The sequence below is a fragment of the Corynebacterium sputi DSM 45148 genome, assembly GCF_000427865.1.
GTDB classification, from domain to species: Bacteria; Actinomycetota; Actinomycetes; order Mycobacteriales; family Mycobacteriaceae; genus Corynebacterium; species Corynebacterium sputi.
Window position 1 is genome coordinate 1 of the sequence record NZ_ATYV01000012.1, and the last position, 19,918, is coordinate 19,918.

At 62.4% G+C, this 19,918-nt stretch carries 17 protein-coding genes and 1 pseudogene; 12 read left to right on the forward strand and 6 right to left on the reverse strand.

Features of this window, described 5'->3' with window-relative positions; all coding sequences use genetic code 11:
• A pseudogene (locus YWU_RS18345) lies at positions 1-354 on the forward strand (hypothetical protein); the annotation flags it as partial.
• Positions 355-404: 50 nt separating this feature from the next.
• Here YWU_RS18345 and mtr read toward each other — a convergent pair.
• Positions 405-1,838, reverse strand: coding sequence for a mycothione reductase (mtr, locus tag YWU_RS0107515; protein WP_027019991.1), 1,434 nt, complete (start codon positions 1,836-1,838; stop codon positions 405-407).
• 28 nt (positions 1,839-1,866) lie between these two features.
• Positions 1,867-2,907 (reverse strand): alpha/beta hydrolase, encoded by a 1,041-nt coding sequence (locus YWU_RS0107520; protein WP_034647458.1) that lies wholly within the window; start codon positions 2,905-2,907, stop codon positions 1,867-1,869.
• 165 nt (positions 2,908-3,072) lie between these two features.
• Here YWU_RS0107520 and mqo point away from each other — a divergent pair, with 165 nt between their 5' ends.
• The 3 genes from mqo (at position 3,073) to YWU_RS0107535 (ending at position 6,527) form a co-directional block, all read left to right on the forward strand.
• A complete protein-coding gene (gene mqo, locus YWU_RS0107525; RefSeq protein ID WP_027019993.1) occupies positions 3,073-4,569 on the forward strand; it encodes a malate dehydrogenase (quinone) in 1,497 nt (498 codons plus the stop codon).
• A 76-nt stretch (positions 4,570-4,645) separates the two neighbouring features.
• Positions 4,646-5,767 (forward strand): magnesium chelatase ATPase subunit I, encoded by a 1,122-nt coding sequence (locus tag YWU_RS0107530; RefSeq protein ID WP_027019994.1) that lies wholly within the window; start codon positions 4,646-4,648, stop codon positions 5,765-5,767.
• A gap of 1 nt (position 5,768) precedes the next feature.
• On the forward strand, positions 5,769-6,527 hold the full coding sequence (locus tag YWU_RS0107535) for a vWA domain-containing protein (RefSeq protein WP_027019995.1): 759 nt from the start codon (positions 5,769-5,771) through the stop codon (positions 6,525-6,527).
• Here the strand turns inward: YWU_RS0107535 and YWU_RS0107540 are convergent.
• A complete protein-coding gene (locus tag YWU_RS0107540; protein WP_027019996.1) occupies positions 6,524-6,979 on the reverse strand; it encodes a GNAT family N-acetyltransferase in 456 nt (151 codons plus the stop codon). The two genes, YWU_RS0107535 and YWU_RS0107540, sit on opposite strands and share 4 nt — an antisense overlap.
• A 9-nt stretch (positions 6,980-6,988) precedes the next feature.
• Complete coding sequence (locus tag YWU_RS17550; RefSeq protein WP_051260161.1) at positions 6,989-7,954, reverse strand: DUF4352 domain-containing protein; 966 nt, start codon at positions 7,952-7,954, stop codon at positions 6,989-6,991.
• Positions 7,955-8,123: 169 nt separating this feature from the next.
• Between YWU_RS17550 and cobO the strand changes: the two genes are divergently transcribed.
• From cobO to cobA, 3 genes are all read left to right on the forward strand, one after another.
• Entirely contained in the window at positions 8,124-8,744 is a 621-nt protein-coding gene (cobO, locus tag YWU_RS0107550; RefSeq protein WP_027019997.1) for a cob(I)yrinic acid a,c-diamide adenosyltransferase, read from the forward strand.
• Positions 8,738-10,117 carry a cobyrinic acid a,c-diamide synthase CobB gene (locus YWU_RS0107555; RefSeq protein WP_027019998.1) on the forward strand — a complete coding sequence of 460 codons (1,380 nt, stop codon included), beginning with the start codon at positions 8,738-8,740 and terminating at the stop codon, positions 10,115-10,117. Before cobO ends, YWU_RS0107555 begins: the two co-directional genes overlap by 7 nt.
• 64 nt (positions 10,118-10,181) lie before the next feature.
• Positions 10,182-11,255 carry a uroporphyrinogen-III C-methyltransferase gene (cobA, locus tag YWU_RS0107560; RefSeq protein WP_027019999.1) on the forward strand — a complete coding sequence of 358 codons (1,074 nt, stop codon included), beginning with the start codon at positions 10,182-10,184 and terminating at the stop codon, positions 11,253-11,255.
• On the opposite strand, the gene YWU_RS0107565 is transcribed toward cobA, so the two are convergent.
• Complete coding sequence (locus YWU_RS0107565; protein WP_027020000.1) at positions 11,252-11,977, reverse strand: YaaA family protein; 726 nt, start codon at positions 11,975-11,977, stop codon at positions 11,252-11,254. The genes cobA and YWU_RS0107565 overlap by 4 nt on opposite strands.
• A 66-nt stretch (positions 11,978-12,043) precedes the next feature.
• On the opposite strand from YWU_RS0107565, the gene YWU_RS0107570 reads away from it, so the two are divergent.
• Positions 12,044-13,792 (forward strand): proline--tRNA ligase, encoded by a 1,749-nt coding sequence (locus YWU_RS0107570; RefSeq protein WP_027020001.1) that lies wholly within the window; start codon positions 12,044-12,046, stop codon positions 13,790-13,792.
• A gap of 12 nt (positions 13,793-13,804) precedes the next feature.
• Here the strand turns inward: YWU_RS0107570 and YWU_RS15790 are convergent, their stop codons facing one another.
• A complete protein-coding gene (locus tag YWU_RS15790; RefSeq protein WP_169718892.1) occupies positions 13,805-14,803 on the reverse strand; it encodes a DUF4439 domain-containing protein in 999 nt (332 codons plus the stop codon).
• A gap of 43 nt (positions 14,804-14,846) precedes the next feature.
• On the opposite strand from YWU_RS15790, the gene rimP reads away from it, so the two are divergent.
• The 4 genes from rimP (at position 14,847) to infB (ending at position 19,905) form a co-directional block, all read left to right on the forward strand.
• Positions 14,847-15,458 (forward strand): ribosome maturation factor RimP, encoded by a 612-nt coding sequence (gene rimP, locus YWU_RS0107580; protein ID WP_027020002.1) that lies wholly within the window; start codon positions 14,847-14,849, stop codon positions 15,456-15,458.
• Positions 15,459-15,463: 5 nt separating this feature from the next.
• Complete coding sequence (gene nusA / locus YWU_RS0107585; protein WP_027020003.1) at positions 15,464-16,450, forward strand: transcription termination factor NusA; 987 nt, start codon at positions 15,464-15,466, stop codon at positions 16,448-16,450.
• A gap of 132 nt (positions 16,451-16,582) precedes the next feature.
• Positions 16,583-16,942: a YlxR family protein gene (locus YWU_RS15795; RefSeq protein WP_051260172.1), complete on the forward strand. Its 360-nt coding sequence runs from the start codon at positions 16,583-16,585 to the stop codon at positions 16,940-16,942.
• Between the two features lie 116 nt (positions 16,943-17,058).
• Positions 17,059-19,905 carry a translation initiation factor IF-2 gene (gene infB, locus YWU_RS0107595; RefSeq protein WP_027020004.1) on the forward strand — a complete coding sequence of 949 codons (2,847 nt, stop codon included), beginning with the start codon at positions 17,059-17,061 and terminating at the stop codon, positions 19,903-19,905.
• Positions 19,906-19,918: the final 13 nt, after the last annotated feature.

A 19,918-nucleotide genomic window follows, 5' to 3' on the forward strand; every position in this document is an offset into this window, starting at 1 on the left:
GAGAATCTGCAGGCCTTGTGCCAGCGGCACCACAACCTCAAGACCGACAAGCTCTTCGATGTCATCCGGTATTCCGATGGCCGCACCGTGTGGTCCTCTGGCGCTGATGGAACCTCGGCGACGACATATCCGGCCGGACCTGCCAATGGTCCGGGTCGGGTGAGTGTGTCGGCGCGGCTTCGTCGTCGATCTGCTCGGGTGCGTGACTACAACGAACAGCGCATGGGCGGGGCGGACCCGCCGAAGGAGGAGGGACTGCCGCCATGGGAGGAGCCACCACAGCAGGACTGCAAGGCACTGCCTCCGGGCAAGTCCGCAGGTCCGCCTGACCCCGGCGAAAACGAAGGAGCTTGAAGCCGGTCATATGCCCGGGCGGTCAGCCATGCCCAGAGACGAGAGGTGCTCTAGAACTCCAGGCCCAAGAGAGCGTTTTCCAGAACCTCCGGCAGTGCCGGGTGGATCCAATACTGGTTGGCCGCGGCGTCACGGCAGTCGATACCAAACGCCATCATTTGGATGCACTGATGGACCAAGGTAGCGGCCTGCTCGCCGAGGAAGTGAGCTCCGAGGAGCTGTCCGGTCTGCTTGTCAGCGATGAGTTTGCAGATCCCGTGCTTGTCTTCAAGAGCCCAGCCGTAGGCGACGTCGCCGTAATTCTGGACCTTGATGGTGATCTCGGTTCCGTTCGACGCGGCCCAGTCTCGGGCCTCATCTTCGGTCATTCCCACTGCGCCCACCTGAGGGTGAGAGAAAACGGCGGCGGGAACGAAGTCATGATTAATGCTCCGAAGTTCATTGTCGCCGTTGACGGTAGCGAGGACGTTATGGAACACGACCTTCGCCTCGTGGTTCGCGACGTGCTTGAGCTGGTGAGGGGAGGAGACATCGCCCAGGGCCCAGACACCTTCTGCGCCGGTGAAGCCGTGGGTGTCGACGTCGATGCGGCCGTCGGGAAGCAGTGCAACACCAGTGGATGCGACATTCATCTGGTCCCCATTGGGGGTGCGACCAGTGGCGACGAGAAGTTCGTCGCCCTCGATGGTTGTCCCGTCGGAGAGCTTCGCGATGATCCGTCCATCTGATTTCTCCTCAAGAGACTCGACGAGAGTCTCGGGGTGGACATCCCAGTTGGTCGATGCGACCTCGGTGAAACGAGAGGAGATGTCCGCGTCATGCTTGCGAAGGAGCCTCGAGGACCGGTTGACCAGGTGGACCTTGGTGCCGAGTCCGGAGAAGACGTGCGCAAACTCGCACGCAATGAATCCGGCTCCGAGGACAATCAGTTCCTTCGGCAGTTCCTGCAGCCGCATGATGTCCTCGTTCGTGCGGTAACGAACGCCGGACTCCTTGACCACGTCGGGGACCACGGGGCGAGCGCCGGCCGCAATGATCACCTGGTCGCCCGAGATGACCTTCTCCGCGGAACCCTGCCCGGTGCGGATGGTGCGAGGACCGACAAATGAACCGTGCTGGTCGTAGACGGTGATGTTCGGGGTCTCATCGCCGCGTCGGTAGGCTTCGCCGCCGTCGGCGATGGCGTCGACACGCTGGGTAAAGACCCTATCCTGGATCTGCTTCCAATCAATCGAATCGACGGTTGCGTGAACGCCCAGCCGGGATGCTTCCCGGGCATTCTGTGCGGCGTCGGCGGCGAGGACAAACATCTTCGTCGGGATGCATCCGACGTTCATGCAGGTGCCACCGAAACGGCCAGACTCGACGATTGCGATGGAGAGATCGTCGTAGGCAGGGGAAGGGATGGAGTTGCCGGAACCGGCGCCGATGATGATGACGTCGTAGTGAGCGTCAATCGTGTCGGTCTCAACCTGGTCGGACATTGTGATGTTCTCCTGTGGAGGTGTGCTGCTAGTTAACGTACTGACCGAGAAAGTCTACAGATATATCGAATGCACTGTCGCGCACTGGCTTTACTGATAGGTAGACATCGTGTCGGGCTGAGGGGATCTCCCGCTGTACCACCGTGGAGCCCAGGCGAGCGGAGTACTTAGCGATGGCATCGGTGTAAAGAACCGCATCGGAACTGTCTGTCTCTGGTCCATAAGGTTGGCTGACGGAGGAGGCGTCGGAGTACATGGACAACGTCGGTACACCAGTGTCGATCCCACCGTGCACCTTCTTTTGCCCCTCGATCACCGCATTGACCCACGAGAACTTCTTCTCGACCCCGGAAAGCGGTTTGAAGTTCAGGTCAAAGTCCCACTCGCCGTGCTCATCCTTGTGGATGGAGAGCCCGTAGCCACCGAGGCTTGTCGGCGGTGTCCAGGTGTCTGGTGCCACCCGGGCAATCAGCGGAATAGCGAACTTATTGATGGCTAACGATATTCCCTTAAATGGGAGCTCCAACCAGGGACTATTCAGCATTGCTGCGGTTACCTTGGCATGTCGTTCCGGATCAGTGGTTCGCAAACGGTCCAGCCACAACACCACCAGCAGGCCGCCGGTCGAGTGTCCAACAGGCACGATGCCATGGTGGCCAGCCTCGGAGATGGCGTCGAGTGAGGCGTTGAGCTCGACGTCGTAAAGCGAAAGATCGGTGATGTGGTGCCGGACTTGGCCCGGACGATGCGACCGTCCGCACTTGCGGAGGTCGAGCGCGTACACCGCGTAACCCTCAGCGTGGAAACGCTCTGCAACGTGAACCTGGAAGAAATAGTCAGACATGCCGTGCACGAACAGCAGCGCCGGGCGAGAGAAGAAACCATCCGCGGCGGCCTCATCGGCAGATGAATAGGGGAGGTAGCGGATTAAGGTCGCGAAGATGTCGGTCTCGCGATCCGGGTCGTCGCCCAGCGGCATCGTCGCGGCCTGGAAATCAGGCCCGAGGATGTCCTCCTCCCAACGCAGATCCGTGCCGGGAGTGGGAACCGAGAAATAGTCAGATGTCACGGCTCTGAGGCTACCGGTCTATCCGCTGTAGTGAGGCCGGAAGCGAAGCTCATTGCGGAAACTGAGTGGGGCCTATGTCAGAATAGTTGGGTAACCGTGAAATAGTCCGGGGCGACGTTCGGTCGCCGGCCCGGTTTCCAAACTCATCTAAGGATGGCTACTGCCGTGTCTGAGAACAAGAATTCTGCCAAGGTCGGAGACGAGGTGGACGTTGCGCTGATCGGCGGCGGCGTCATGAGTGCAACCCTCGGAATTCTCCTGAAGGAACTCGAGCCGACCTGGACCCAGATCCTGTTCGAGCGCCTGGACGCTCCCGCCGAAGAATCCTCCTCCCCGTGGAACAACGCCGGAACCGGCCACGCCGCATTGTGCGAGCTGAACTACACCCCTGAGGTGAACGGCAAGGTCACCGCCGAAAAGGCCGTCAAGATCAACGAGCAGTTCCAGGTCTCTCGCCAGCTCTGGACCTCCCTTGTTGGCAACGGCACCCTCGGCGATCCGTCCGAGTTCATCAACGCCGTCGACCACACCACCTTTGCCCAGGGCGAGGATCAGATGGCGTACATGCGTCGTCGCTACGAGGTTCTGCAGAACGAGCCGCTGTTCTTCGGTCAGGAAATGATCGAGGACAACGACCGTTTCTCGGAGCTCCTCCCGCTGATGGCTGAGGGTCGCGACTTCTCCACCCCGGTCTCCGCGATCCGTAACCCCAACGGAACTGACGTCAACTTCGGTGCGCTGACCAAGCAGTACCTGAAGGCTCTCGCCGAGCATGGCACGGAGCTGCGCTACGGCCACGAGGTCAAGACCATCAAACGCGAGGGTGGCAAGTGGGTCATCACCGTCAAGAACGTGCACACCGGTGACCTGCGCACCGTCCGCGCGAACTTCGTTTTCGTCGGTGCCGGCGGAAACGCACTGCCGCTGCTGCAGAAGGCCGGAATCCCGGAGATCAAGGGCTACGGTGGATTCCCCGTCTCCGGCCAGTGGCTGCGCTGCACCAATGAAGAGCTCATCGAGCAGCACGCTGCGAAGGTCTACGGCAAGGCTTCCGTTGGCGCACCGCCGATGTCCGTGCCGCACCTGGACACCCGCATCATCGACGGCAAGAAGGGCCTCATGTTCGGCCCGTACGCCGGCTGGACCCCGAAGTTCCTCAAGTCCGGTTCCTACCTGGACCTGGTCAAGTCGCTGCGCCCGAACAACGTCCCGTCGATGGTTGGCGTTGGACTTCAGGAGTTCGGTCTGACCAAGTACCTCATCACTGAGGTCGTCAAGAACTTCGACGCACGCATGAACTCCCTCCGCGAGTACGTGCCGTCTGCCCGCAACGAGGACTGGGAGATCGTCCACGCAGGTCAGCGCGTGCAGGTCATCGCCCCGGCGAAGGCCCCTAAGTTCGGTTCTCTTGAGTTCGGTACCGCTGTGGTTAACTCCGCGGACGGTTCCATCGCAGGCCTCATGGGCGCCTCCCCGGGCGCATCCATTGCACCGGCAGTCATGATTGATCTGCTGGAGCGTTGCTTCCCGGCACAGGCTGATTCCTGGACCTCGAAGCTCAAGGAGCTCATCCCGTCCTACGGCCGCAAGGTCTCTGATGACAAGGGACTGCTGGAGCAGGTCTGGGACGAGTCCCAGTCCGTGCTGAAGCTGGAGCGTTAGTTCCTCTTGCCGATTCTGGCCTGAAGACCCGGACCCTGTTCAAGGGGTCCGGGTCTTCTGCTGTAAACATGGGTTCATGACTGCTTCGACCGTTCCGGGGTACCCGTTCACCGCCATCGTTGGCCAGGACGACCTGCGGCTGGCCCTGTTGCTCACTGCGATTTCGCCGGGTATTGGCGGTGTGATCGTCCGTGGTGAGAAGGGCACGGCGAAGACCACCACCGTCCGGGCCCTCGCCCCGCATCTGTCGGGGCGTTTGGTGAATCTGCCGCTGGGGGCGACGGAGGACCGAGTTGTCGGAAGCATCGATATTGAGACCGTGCTGACCACCGGTCACGCAACGGTCCAGAAGGGTCTGCTTTCTGAGGCTGACGGTGGGCTCCTGTATGTCGACGAGGTGAATCTCCTTCCGGACCACCTTGTCGATGTGCTTCTCGACGCCGCCTCCACCGGACGCATCACCATCGAACGCGACGGAGTGTCGCAGGTACAAGACACCTCATTTGTATTGGTCGGCACGATGAATCCGGAGGAAGGCGAGTTGCGCCCGCAGCTGCTGGACCGGTTTGGTCTGGCGGTAGATGTCGTTGCCTCACGGGAGCCGTCAGTGCGTGCACAGATCCTCCGCAGCCGGCTGAGCTATGAGGATGATCCTGTTGGGTTTGTGAGTAATTTCGCGGATGATGAGTCGGAACTGGGGGAGCGACTCGGCCGCGCGATGGAGCTGCTCGGCCAGATTGAACTTGACGACACGACTCTTGGGCGCATCGCGACGCTGTGCTCTGATTTCGATGTTGATGGCATGCGAGCGGATTTGGTGATTGCTCGTACAGCCCGCGCCCATGCAGCGTGGCGCATCGCCGCTGATGGCGGTGATCTGCGGATCACCGATGAGGACATCCGAATCGCGGCCTTGTTTGCCTTGCCGCACCGCCGGCGCCGCGACCCGTTCGACGAGCCAGGTATCAACGAAGATCAGCTTGACGACGCCCTGGACCACGCCCGCAACGACTTCCCCGACGAGCAGCCGGAGGATCCGGAGGAGCCGGAGTATGACGACTCTGCTGATCCGGAACAAACCGAGCAGCAGCAGACTCCCGACGGCACTGAAGCCGAGAAGGACACCTCGAGTGACGAGCAGGCTCCGACCCAGGCAGGAGGTCGCGCCGCACAGGGCGCACCCTTTCTCCGTTCGTGAGTTGAAGCTTGAAGGAGCGGGCTCGGGTACTTCGGGGCGTCGTTCGGCATCGACGGGTTCTCGCGGATCGACCGTTCGGGCGAAGCGTGGAGCCTCCGGGGTTCACATTCCGGGCACTATCGTTGCTGCCGCAGAGCGTGGCGCCCAGGTGCAGACGGGCCGAGTCCCCCTTTTGTCGACCGACCTGCGCGGAGCGGAAAAGCGAGGAACTGAGTCGAATCTGGTGGTGTTCTTGGTGGACGCTTCCGGTTCGATGGCAGCCAGGGACCGCCTCTCTGCGGTAACCGGTGCGGTCACATCGTTGCTTCGCGACGCGTATCAAAAGCGCGACAAAGTCGCCGTCGTTGCCTTCCGCGGCGCGGAAGCGGACATTGTGCTGCCCCCAACGAAGTCTGTCGATATCGCGGTGAAAAGACTGGAGAACCTCACCACCGGAGGTCGAACGCCATTGGCCGAAGGGCTGGCGTCGGTGGAGGAGATTCTGGCGAGGGAGAGCAGGCGCGAGCCGGAGCGCCGGGCCATGCTGGTGGTGCTGTCCGATGGACGGGCGACCGGCAAAAATGGCCGCCTTCGCGCACGCACCGTGGCCGACTCGATCCGCCGGAAGAAGCTTGCAGGCTCGATCGTCATCGACTGTGAGAGCGGACGCGTAAAGCTTGGTCTCGCCGGGGAACTGGCGACCAGCTTGGGCGGGACTTTGGTGTCCCTCGGCTCACTCGACGCTGATTCAGTCGCCGGGGTCGTACGCGCCGGAATTTAGGCCCTGCGCATGGGAACGTGAGGGATTCCCTCGTCCAGGAAATTTTCTCCATTGCGCTCGAACCCAAACGAGGAATACCACTTCTCGAGGTACTCCTGGGCATCCAGGACGAATACGCCACCTGATTGATCCAGCGCTTCCTCCATCAGGACGCTGGCGATGCCTTTGCCGCGCTCATCTGCAGCAACGCACACTCGGCCAATGCGAAGTGCGCCTTGTTCATCAGCATCCGGGAACACCCGGGCAACCCCAAGTGGCTCGTCCGACTCATCCCCGTACGCCACCAGATGCAGTGTGGTGGGTTCTGCGTCGGTGTCGTCGATTTCGGCGAAGGGTTGGCGCTGTTCGTGGACGAAGACGTCGACACGCAGCTTGTAGATGCGGTGCACGTCGATTGCCCGCAGATCAGTGAGGCGGGCGGACATGACGGTAACGGCGGGGCTTTCAGACATACCGACAGATTACGGGCCGGAGTACCACTGACCGTTGGAGCACAGGAGTAGCCGTCCCTGCGCGTCCTGTCCGCCCTGCTCACCTTCTGTGCACGAACCTCCCAATTCTGCGGTGCCTGCCCCGCGGGGTGCAGGGCCGTAGACCCATGAGAATCCGGACGCGCCCATTCCCGTGCAGACGAGGTTGGAGCCGTCCGGCCCGGTCGCGGGCATGCCTGCCTGGCCCGCGGAGCAGGAAGCGCCGTAAGCGGGCGACGATGCCGCAGGTTGCTGGGTAGTAGTCGTCGTGGTTACTGCAGCAGTGGTCGCAGCGTCGGTAGTTTGCGTTGCCTCTGTTGTAGTGGACGGGTTCGGGCCGTCCGAGTGCCGCTCGCTCTTAGACTCGTAGTCTGCGAGGGAGATACGGGTTTCGCGTTGTTCTTCTATGGTGACCGTGCCGTCGTACCGGTAGAAACCGAATTTGGTCGGCTTCTCATTCTCAGGTATCTCGAAGATGTATTTGGCAGTCTCGGTCAGCCCGGGGCCCAGATCTACCAGGCACGACCCTTGATAGTTGACGGTAAATTCCTGGTCGCTTTGAGCGGTGTAGGCGCGGTCGCCAACATAGAGGTTCTCGCCAAGATCTCCGCCGCACGTTGGGTTCATTGAGCCATCACCGGTGTTCTCGACCGTGGCTCCTACAACAACGTACGTGGCACCTGACCGGGGAGTCAGCACTGCTTCGGGGTCGGTGTAATCGCTCTGAATGAAAGGTTCAAGGTCGTCGGTGAGCTCCACGTAGTCGACGGTCATCGCTACGCCGTCGCCCTCGGCCTTCTCACCGATTCCCGGCAATTCGGGGGCAGCGTCCTCGGCAGTGTTCGAGTCGTTGGTGTTGTTGACATCGGCGCCGGCTGGTGCCGTTCCGCCGTCCGAGCATGCACTAAGAGTGAGCACGGACGCGGCGAGCGCCGCGAGCAGTGACAGCTTCTTCATTCTGGGGTCCTCTCCCAAAGGATCAAAGTCGATCAGAGTGTATTTCTGTGACCGACATATGGGATATCGTATTGGCCCGGAAATCACTCACCTGTTCGGGGTTGTGGACGCAGTACGGGTTAGGCTGATCCAGACAATTCAGGCCTACCGACCTAGAAGGAGCCTTTTCGTGCCCCAAGGACAAGTCGCCCCGGAGAACATCCCCGATGACGGACTCACCACGAGGCAGCGTCGACAGCTTCCGATTACTGCGGTGCACACCGGTACGGGCAAGGGAAAATCCACCGCGGCATTCGGCATGGGGTTGCGGGCCTGGAATCAGAGGATGGACATCGGAGTGTTCCAGTTCGTGAAGTCGGCGAAGTGGAAGGTCGGGGAGGAGTCCGTCTACAAGCGCTTGGGGGAATTTCACGACGAAACCGGCGAGGGCGGATCCATCCAGTGGCACAAGATGGGCGAGGGCTGGTCCTGGTCTCGTAAGCGAGGTTCTGAAGAGGACCACGAGCGCGACGCGGCCGAGGGCTGGGCAGAGATCAAGCGACGCATCCTGGCTGAGGAACACGACTTCTACATCCTCGACGAATTCACCTATCCGATTAAGTGGGGATGGGTGGATGTGGATGATGTCGTCGAGACGCTGCGTACCCGACCGGGTAAGCAGCACGTGGTGATCACCGGGCGCAATGCCGACCCGAAACTGATCGAGGTCGCAGATCTGGTCACCGTGATGGAGAAAGAGAAGCATCCGATGGATCAGGGGCGCAAGGGCCAGAAGGGCATCGAGTGGTAACCACTACTGCGCCGGCTGTAGTCATTGCGGCTCCAGCCTCGGGGACAGGAAAGACGACGATCGCGACGGGAATCATGGCCGCATTGGCTCGTCGTATGGAGGTCGCGCCGTTCAAGGTTGGCCCCGATTACATCGACCCTGGCTATCACACGTTGGCGGCAGGTCGGATTGGCAGGAACCTTGATTCCGTCATGTGTGGACGGGATCGCATCGGGCCGTTATACGCGCATGGTGCGGCTGGCACGGACATTGCTGTCGTCGAAGGTGTGATGGGGCTGTATGACGGCCGTATCGGCGGCGACCCTCTAGATGCTGAAGGCTCCACCGCCGAGATCGCCAGGCTCCTGGGAGCGCCAGTGATTCTTGTCGTCGATGCGCGGCACATGAGTCAGTCGGCGGCGGCGTTGGTCCACGGCTTCGCGACAATCGACGACCGAGTGCGTATCGCCGGGGCGATTATCAATCACGTGGGCTCGCCGAGACATGCGGACATTGCGACCCAGGCCGTGGAAGCGGTGGGAGTTCCAGTGTTGGGAGCGATCCCACGAGTCGATGACATTGAGGTGCCCTCGCGTCACCTGGGGCTCATCACCGCGGCGGAGTCGGGGCAGCGCGCGCATGATGTGGTGCAGACGATGGCTGATCTGGTCGAGAAGCATGTGAACCTCGATGAGCTAGTTCGCCTGGCGTCCCTTAATTGGACAGGTGTGCCATGGGATCCGGAGGCTGAGGTCGGGAAGACCAATTGTCCGGGCACGAAGATTGCCATCGCCGGAGGCCCCGCCTTCACTTTCGCCTATGCAGAGCATCGTGAATTGTTGGAGGCCGCCGGCGCCCAGGTGGAGGTATTCGATCCGCTTTCCGACGACCTGCCCCACAGCGACGGCTTGATCATTCCGGGAGGATTTCCGGAGGAGCATGCTGCAGAACTTGCTGCACGAGAGGATTTGTCGAGGGACTTGAAGCAAGCCGTCGATGGGGGACTGGCGGTGCACGGCGAATGCGCCGGATTGCTGTGGCTCCTGGACTCCGTAGATGGCCACCGAATGTGTGGAGTAATCCCTGCGGAGGCAACCATGGATCGGAGGCTGACTCTCGGGTACCGGTCTGCAACGGCGTTGGGGGACAGTGTCGTCGCACAGCCGGGTCACCGGGTCACAGGTCATGAATTCCATCGGACCGGACTCGTGGGGGACACCAGCCAGGCACGGGAGTCGGGCTGGGTGCCGGTTTGGGGATGGCGCGACTGGCTAGGTGCTCCTGTGACAGAGGGCTTTGCCTCGCCCGACGGTCGGGTTCACGCCTCCTACCTTCACGTTCACCCGGCAGGCTCGCCGGGGTCTGTTTCCAGGTTCGTGGAGGCGTGTTCCTAACCGCACCACGCGAAGCGGTACCTGAAGCAAGCATGGCCCAGCCGCGCTGACTAAGCTCACGGGCATGAGTCTGCTGCTGAAGGGTCGTTCCGTGTTGGTCGTCGGTGCCGGGGCGGTCGCTGAGCAGGTGATCCCCAGATTGATCGCCGCGGGAGCGAACATCACTGTTTGCCATGAGGGAACAATTAGCGCTGACATTGACGACTGGGCCGAAGACGGCAAGATCCGCGTCGAGCGAGTGGCCTTCGCTCCCGCGATGCTCTGGGCAAAGGCAATGGTCGTGTGTTGTGACGCAAATGCGCTTCGCGACGTTGTGGTCCACGCCGACAAATACGGCGTCCTCGTCGAAGACCTCACTGACGGCGAGGAGCAAGACCTCAGCCCGGTGCAAGGCCGACGTGCCTCCCGTGCCGGCGATCTGGCAGGAACGGTCGCCCTCATTGGCGGAGGCCCAGGAGAGCCGGATCTGATCACGGTCAAGGGACGTCGACTGCTGCGCCTTGCCGATGTGGTTCTTACCGACCACCTGGGGCCGTTGTCGCTACTGGAAGAGCTTGATCCAGACGTCGAGATCATCGACGCCGCGAAGCTTCCGTACGGACGGGCAATGGCACAGGAGCGCATCAATGAGCTCTTGATCGAGAAGGCAAAGCAGGGACTGTTCGTCGTCCGACTCAAGGGTGGCGACCCGTACGTCTTCGGCCGCGGATACGAAGAGGTTCTCGCGCTGCGCGATGCGGGGATCAAGGTCAAGGTCATTCCCGGCATTACGTCGGCGATCTCAGTGCCGGCGGCGGCAGGAATCCCGGTGACGCAGCGGCGGGTAACGCATGACTTTACGGTCGTCTCCGGACACGTTCCCCCGGGACACCCGACTTCCTTGGTCAACTGGGAGGCTCTCGCCCAGATGAACGGCACCCTCGCGGTAATCATGGGCGTCAAAAACGGCCCAGCCATCGCCGAAGCACTGCTAAAGGGTGGCCGCTCCTCCGCGACACCAGCGGCAGTAATCCAGGAAGGCACCACCGCGAACCAGAAGGTTCACCGGTGCACCCTCGGCGGCCTCGCCGACACGATCCGAGACAACGGCGTGATGCCGCCGGCAGTCATCCTCGTTGGGGACGTCGCGGCGCTCTAATTCGCGGGTGTCGTAATGACGATGACGTCGCCGTCCGCAGCAGCAGTCAACCCTGCGGACTGAGCGACCTTCACAGCCTCCGCCACTGACTCCGCCGGAGACTGCGCCAATGCTCGGGCCAACAGGCCCTTGTGATGCTTATTGAAGTGGGACACAACCTTCCCCTCCGGAGTGACCACTTTCGCTGTAACCGCGCCGGGCACTTTCCCCAAATTCTGATAGGTGCCAGACCTCAGATCCACGATCAGGTCATCGCGACCTGACAAAGTCTCGGTGATGGTCCGGCCCCAGCGTTTGCGCATTGTGGGGAGGGAACCGTCGGGAAGCGGAAGTTTTACAGTCCCCGAGAGACGGTACGCGGGGATCAGATCCTCGCCGCCGACGACACCGAACAATGCGGACCCCACCGCCAATCGCCCCCGCGACTCCGCATCGAGTGTCGCCGGGTCCAACGCCTCGAAGAGTACACCGGTGTACCGGTCCAATGCCGGAGTAGTCGGTGAGGTGCGGAGCTCGGAGTTCAGTTCAACCTCGTCGGCTGACTTCGGGCCCAAACCCAGAACATCGCAGGCCACCGGGGCATCTGAACTAAGTTCGCGCAGATCATCGATCAGCGATTTTCGCGTTTCATTAAGCGAGGCGAACGACAGGGAATCCAGATCGAGGGGCCCGCAGTCGCCGCCACGGGCCTTCGTCTCAGACGGAGGGAGGAGGATGAGCATGGACTGCATGGTAGCGAGGGTGGTCCCGACGCAATTAACGGGTACCGAGGGGCTAGTATTTCCGACATGATCACGCGAATGTCCCAGCTGTTCCTGCGCACCCTGCGCGAGGACCCAGCTGATGCCGAGGTAGCCAGTCACAAGCTCCTCGTCCGAGCCGGTTACATCCGGCGAACCGCTCCCGGCGTCTACTCTTGGCTGCCTCTCGGGCTGAAAGTCCTGCGGAACGTTGAGAACGTCGTCCGCGAGGAAATGAATGCCATTGGGGGACAGGAGATCCAGTTCCCGGCGCTGCTGCCGCGCGAGCCGTACGAGAAGTCGAACCGGTGGACCGAATATGGCGATGATCTGTTCCGACTGAAGGACCGCAAGGGCGCCGACTACCTGCTTGGACCCACACACGAGGAGATGTTCACTCTTGCAGTGAAGGACCTCTACTCGTCCTACAAGGACTTCCCGGCGAAGCTTTATCAGATCCAGACCAAGTACCGGGATGAGGCGCGTCCGCGTGCCGGTCTGCTGCGTGGCCGTGAATTCATCATGAAGGACTCGTACTCCTTCGACATGGACGACGAAGGGCTGGTCAACTCCTACCAAGCCCACCGTGGCGCGTACTGCCGGATTTTCGACCGTCTGGGCATCGACTACGCGGTCTGTTCCGCAGTCTCCGGCGCGATGGGTGGCTCCGCCTCTGAGGAGTTCCTGGCGATCTCTGAGGTCGGTGAGGACACATTCGTGCGCTCGACGGCCTCGGGTTACACCGCGAACGTAGAAGCTGTGACAACCCCGGCTCCGGCTGCTGAATCCATCGAGGGCAAGCCGGAGGCTGTCGTCCACGAGACCCCGGATGCCACGACCATCGAGGCGCTGGTCGATTGGGCCAACAGTGCTGAACTCGGTCGCGGCGAGATCACTGCCGCTGACACGTTGAAGTGCGTCATGCTTGCCGTCACCGAGCCTGGCAAGGACGAAGAACTCCTTGCCGTGGGTGTGCCCGGTGACCGCGAGGTCGAGATGAAGCGTGTCGAGGCGTCACTCGCGCCGGCTGAAGTGCGTTTGCTTGACGACGCCGACTTTGCCAAGAACCCCTTCCTCGTCCGCGGCTACATCGGACCGCGGGCACTGGTCGAAAACGAAGTTCGATTCCTGGTGGATCCGCGCATTGTCGAAGGGTCCGCCTGGATCACCGGTGCGGACGAGTCGAATCGCCATGTCGTGGACCTGGTTGTCGGCCGTGATTTCACCCCGGAGGGCACCATCGAGGCCTCGGACGTCCGCCAGGGCGATCCGGCTCCAGATGGGGAGGGCACGCTGACCCTGGAACGCGGCATCGAGATCGGTCACATCTTCCAGCTCGGCCGAAAGTACACAGATGCCTTCGAGGTCGACATTCTGGACGTCAACGGCAAGCGGTCCCGGCCCACCATGGGCTCCTACGGCATCGGTGTGTCGCGACTGGTTGCCGTCCTGGCTGAGCAGAACCACGACGAACGTGGTCTGAGCTGGCCGCTCGCAGTTGCACCGTTTGCTGTCCATGTGGTGATCGCGAACAAGGACGCGGAAGCAGGAGAAGCCGCGGCAGCGTTGGCGGAGCAGATTTCCGCAGCGGGCGTCGAGGTGCTCTTCGATGACCGTCCGAAGGTCAGCCCAGGCGTGAAGTTCAAGGACTCCGAGCTCCTTGGTGTCCCGTACGTGGTGGTGCTCGGCCGGGGGTTCCAGGAAGGGAACGTCGAACTGCGGGACCGCCGCACCGGAGAGACCCGCGTGCTGCCCTGCAACGAGGCAGCAGCGACCACTTTGGAGCTCGTGCGGTAGCTGCCGCTGGAGTTAGTTCTCGTCTTCGATCGGCGCGGGAGTGACCGCGTCGTCGAAGCCGGGCATCGCGGCCGTGGGGGAGCCGCTGAAGATGGAGGCACCGGCTTCACTGAGGCCGGCCGCCTGCAACGCGAACTGGCGAACCTGCGGGGACCTAGCCTCCAGCAGGACCGTGCGCCACGATCCGGCAACGGAGCGCTCGAGCGCGGTGGCATACGCCGCGGGGTCCTCATCGACTTCGTGTCCGTCGACCGTTGCTGAATAGCCGGGGGCGGGCACGGGGACATCGACGCCGGATTCACCAAGGATCCGGACAACCTCGTCACGAACGGCGCGGTGGCGGTCAGCAGACGTTGCCGTTGACTCAGACAATTCCGCGGAGACTCGCGGAGCGGCCACGCCCATGCCGTAGATCAGCGCGTACTCAGAGTCCAGCGCTTGAGCCAGGAGATCGGCGTCCGAACCATTGAGGTCTGTGCCCTCTGGGAACTGCGGGGACAAGTCAGTCCAGCTCACGCCGAGCTCTCGGGCCGACAGAACGATTCCACCGGTGACTGAGGAGGCGAGGAATGCGGGATATTCCTGACGCAGCGCATCCCTGCTGTCCAATGCTTCGTACATAGAATCGGAGGGGTCCAGTGAATTGAGAAGCAGCTGGGCTTGGTGGCTCAGGTGGACGTCGCCGTCGACGGTAATGTCCTCAGCAGGGGAGGGAAGCGCGAGGCAATCCTCCGGTGCGGAGCCGTCGCGGTGGGTGCCGCAGGCCCTCGCCACTTCCTCCTCCAGCGACTGGGATTGGGTGGCACGAGACTCTGCAGGAGCCCCCTCCAACAGGTCCGCATCGCGCAGCGACAGCGACAGCATGTGGTCAATAACCGGATCCGGCTGAGGTGCAGTCAGGGTGGAACATCCGGACACTGCCAGGGACAACGCCCCAAGTGTCGCGCCTACGGCACCGATTAAGGTCCTTCTCCGCAGTCGCGGACGCTGATTGAGTCTCAGATCTCTCACACCGACCATCGTGCCATGACGAGGGCTCGATAGAATCGACCGCATGCCACTTCCCAGTCAAGAGATCCTCACCGACATCATCGATCCCGCGCTCGCCGAGCATGGTTGTCTCGTTGAAGACATCAAGGTCGTTCGCGCCGGTGCTAAGTCACAGATCACGGTGCTCCTGGATGCCGTCGAGGGCCGCCCGAGCCCCGATCTCGACCAGTTGGAGATCCTCACCGCGGTGGTCAACGACGCCATCGACGCCGCTGAGGAGTCCGGGAAGGTCGATTTCGGAACTCAGCCGTTCACCCTGGAGGTATCCACCCCAGGCGTCACTCACCCGCTAACTTTGCCGCGCCATTGGAAGCGCAATCGCGGTCGCCTTGTGAACCTTCGGGACACCAATGACGTGCAGTCGGTATGGCGCATTGGCGCTGTCTCGGAGGACGGTAGCCAGGTGATTTTGGTTCCCACTGCCCAGGCTGGTTCCGCCAAGGGAGCCAAAAAGAAGGCTCCGAAGACTGGCGACGGAAGTGTGGTGCGTGTCCTCGAATTGGAGCAGGTGAAGTCCGCAGTGGTAGAAGTTGAGTTCTCAACTGCACCGGACCATGAGGTGCAGCTCGCGGGAAAAGATTTCGATGACGCCGCAAATGCGCGGCTGGAGGACTGAAACAAGTGAAGATTGAATTGGCAGCACTCAGGACCCTGGAAAAGGATCAGGGGATCCGGGTTCAGGAGATGCTGGGACTTTTGTCCCGTACCCTCCGTGAGTCCTACCGCGAGACCACCGCTCCGGCCGATTACGCCCGAATCGACATTGATTCGGTCACCGGCGAGGTCACCGTCTTCGCGCAGGAGCGCGACGAAGATGGCAATCTCATTGCTGAGTGGGAGGACACTCCGGAGAACTTCGAGGCTGTCGCAGCGCACAAGGTCCGCCAGACGATCCTCAGCCGCCTTCGTGACGCCCGGAATACTGAGATCTTCGACGAGTACTCTGATCTGACCAACCAGGTTGTGTCCGGCGTTGTGCGCAAGGATGTCTGGGCGAACGAGAAGGGCATCCTGGTCGTTCACATCGGCTCAGAGGTCAATGGACGCGACGGAATCCTGCTGCCGGCCGAGCAGCTGCCGGGTGAGAACCTCACCCACGGTGACCGCGTGAAGTGCTACGTTGTCGGTGTCGACAAGACCCCTCGCGGCGTCACGATCAACCTGTCGCGGACGCACCCGGAACTGGTTCGGAAGCTGTTCGAGTTGGAAATCCCGGAAGTTGCTGACGGCGCCGTGGAGATCGTTTCGATCTCCCGCGAGGCCGGACACCGCTCGAAGGTTGCAGTCCGTCCCTTGGTGAAGGGCCTGAACGCCAAGGGCGCCTGCATCGGTCCGCGCGGTCAGCGTGTCTCCGCGATCATGGAGGACCTTGGCGGTGAAAAGATCGACATCATCGACTACAACGATGACCCGACCGTGTTCGTTGGGAACGCGCTCGCGCCGTCGAAGGTTGTCTCCGTCGAGGTTCTCGACGCGGAGGAGCGTCGCGCACGCGTCGTCGTTCCGGACTACCAGCTGTCTTTGGCTATCGGTCGTGAAGGCCAGAATGCGCGCCTCGCAGCTCGCCTGACCGGATGGCGGATCGATATTCACTCCGACGCGGAGTAGCTGCTTGGGCGGCGGGCTGGAAAAAGTTGCCCCCGCCGGGTTATGCTGAAAGACGGTCGAAGAACTGGTGACGGCAGGAAAGCGGGTAGGACGCTGCGTAAGGGAGATTTCCGGGTGAGTAGCCCGGAGGAGATCGCGGATGGAACGGAAGTTCCGACCGCGGAGTCAGCCCTGAAGCGTCCGATTCGCACTTGTATCGCCACCAGGCGCCGCCACACGGACTCGGAGTTACTCCGGGTCGTGGTCCGGCGCACCGGGGATGACATTTCAGTTGTTCCTGACCCGAACCGGTCAATGCCGGGTCGGGGCGCATGGTTGACACCCACGCTTGATGCGTGGGAGATCGCCGAGAAACGACGCGCATTCGGCCGCGCACTGAAGGTGTCCATGACCGTGGACGCTGACCCTGTCCGTACCTACCTCGCGAAAATCGGGGATCCGGTGGAGCGTAGCTCCGGTGGAGCAGGGTCCGAGATCAATAGAAAGACCTGAAAACTGATGAGCATCCGATGAAGCATCAGCGATGAACGGCAGTAATTAGTCGGAGTCGAATCTCTTCCGTGGGCGGTACGTCCCGGAGCTGTTCGACTCCGTAAGTGAGGAGAACAGTGTCCGGAAAGCTTCGTGTCCATGAGCTGGCTAAGCAGCTCGGGGTCACCAGCAAGGAACTTCTCGCCGAGCTCAAAGAGCAGGGCGAGTTCGTCAAGACCGCGTCGTCGACGGTGGAAGCACCCGTCGTCCGCAAGATGAAGAAGGTGTACGCCGAGAACTCCGGCGACACCAACGCAAAGGAATCGGCTGCAAAGCCGGGCGCAGCTAAGCCGGGTCCGGCTGCTGCGAAGCCTGGCGCGGCTAAGCCGGGTCCGGCAGCCAAGCCGGTTGCGGCTGCGAAGCCGGGCGCTAAGCCCGCTTCCAAGCCGACCCCGGGCCCGCGTGCACCCAAGGAGACCCCGGCTGCTGAAGAGCAGCAGCCGGCGGCTCCGCAGGAAGCACCGAAGGCTGCTCCGGCAGCTCCGGCTACCCCGAAGCCAGCCGCAGCTAAGCCGGGCGCAAAGCCCGGTCCGGCTCCGCGTCCGCAGGGTGGAGCATCGAAGCCGGGCGCCAAGCCTGGTGCCCGTGCCCCGCGGGTCGCTAACAACCCCTTCTCTACCGGTGGCGGTTCCGACCGCCCGGCCCCGCGCCCGTCGGCTATGCCGCGTCCGCAGGGTCGTCCCGGTGCAGCAGCCGGTAAGCCCGGCGGCGGCCCCGGCGGCAAGCCGGGCCCGCGCTCCCAGGGCGGACCTCGTCCGCAGGGCGGTCAGCGTCAGGGCGCACCCGGTAAGCCCAGTGGCACCGGTGAGCGCCGTGGCGGTCCTCGTCCCGGTGGCGCAGCAGGTGGCGGTCGTCCGTCGCCGTCGGCAATGCCGGCGTCCCCGAGCCCGGGACAGATGCCCGCTAAGTCTGCTTCCGGTGGACGCGGCGGCCGTAGCGGTGGACCCGGTGGGTCTGCCGGTGGCGGCGGACCTCGTGGTGGCCGTGGTGGCCGTCGCGGCGGTACCGCAGGTGCCTTCGGTCGTCCGGGTGGAGCACCCCGCAAGGGTCGCAAGTCGAAGCGGCAGAAGCGGAATGAATACGAGGCGCTGCGCGCACCTTCCGTCGTCGGTGGCGTGAAGCTGCCGAGCGGCCAGGGTCAGACTCTGCGTCTTGCACGCGGTGCCTCCCTGTCCGACTTCGCTGAGAAGATCGGTGCAGATCCGGCAGCATTGGTTCAGGCACTGTTCAACCTCGGTGAGATGGTCACGGCAAACGCCTCTGTCTCCGATGAGACGTTGCAGCTGCTGGGCGACGAGATGGACTACAAGGTCAACGTTGTCTCCCCGGAGGACGAGGACCGCGAGCTTCTCGAGTCCTTCGACCTACAGTTCGGTGAAGATGAGGGCGGCGATGACGATCTCGTCATCCGTCCCCCGGTGGTCACCGTCATGGGCCACGTCGACCACGGTAAGACCCGCCTTCTGGACTCGATCCGTAAGGCGAACGTCGGTGGCGGCGAGTCCGGCGGCATCACCCAGCACATCGGTGCATACCAGGTTGGCGTCGACTTCGAGGACTACGAGCGTCGGGTTACTTTCCTGGATACCCCGGGTCACGAGGCCTTCACGGCTATGCGTGCCCGTGGTGCTCAGGCAACCGATATCGCGATCCTGGTCGTCGCAGCCGACGACGGTGTCATGCCGCAGACGGTTGAGGCGATTAACCACGCCAAGGCCGCCGGTGTCCCAATCGTCGTTGCAGTCAACAAGATCGACAAGGAAGGTGCTGACCCGCAGAAGATCCGCGGCCAGCTCACCGAGTACGGTCTGACCGACGAGCAGTGGGGCGGCGACACCATGTTCGTCGACATCTCCGCTAAGCAGGGCCTGCACATTGAGGATCTGCTGGAGGCCGTTCTTCTGACGGCTGACGCAGAGCTCGATCTGCGCGCCAACCCGGAGATGGACGCACAGGGCCTCGCCATTGAGGCACACCTTGACCGCGGCCGCGGTCCGGTGGCGACCGTCATCATTCAGCGCGGTACCCTCCGCGTCGGTGATTCGATCGTCGTCGGTGATGCCTATGGTCGTGTCCGTCGAATGATCGACGAGTACGGCAACGATGTCACTGAGGCTGGTCCGGCTCGCCCGGTCCAGGTTCTCGGCTTGACCTCCGTTTGTGGTGCAGGCGATAGCCTGCTCGTGGTGAACGAGGACCGCACGGCACGTCAGATCGCTGACCGTCGTGACGCACGCCGCCGTAACGCGCTCCAGGCGCGTAACCGTAAGCGTGTCTCGCTCGACAACCTCGACGAGATCCTCAAGCAGACCAGCACCCTGAACCTCATCCTGAAGGGCGATAACGCCGGTACGGTTGAGGCTCTGGAAGAGGCGCTGCTGAAGATCGAGGTGGACGACGAGGTCCAGCTGAACATCATTGACCGCGGTGTCGGTGCTGTGACGCAGACCAACGTTGACCTGGCATCCGCATCGGACGCTGTCATCCTTGGCTTCAACGTTCGTGCGGAGGGCAAGGCCACCGAGCTCGCCACCGCCGAAGGTGTGGATATCCGTTACTACACGGTCATCTACCAGGCCATCGACGACATCGAGCTTGCTCTTAAGGGCATGCTTAAGCCGATCTACGAAGATCGCGATCTGGGCCGGGCCGAGATCCGCGCCATCTTCAAGGCCTCCGCAATCGGTCTCATCGCCGGTTGTATGGTCGAGTCCGGCAAGATGCGTCGTAACGCGAAGATCCGCCTCATCCGTGACGGCAACGTCATCACGGAGAGCGCAAAGATCGAGTCGTTGCGCCGTGAGAAGGACGACACGACCGAGGTCAGCGCCGGCTACGAGTGCGGTATGGTCCTGTCCTACCCGGACATCCAGGTCGGAGACTTCATCGAGGCTTACGAGCAGGTTGAGGTCCCCCGCGACTAATCTGTGCGCCGGA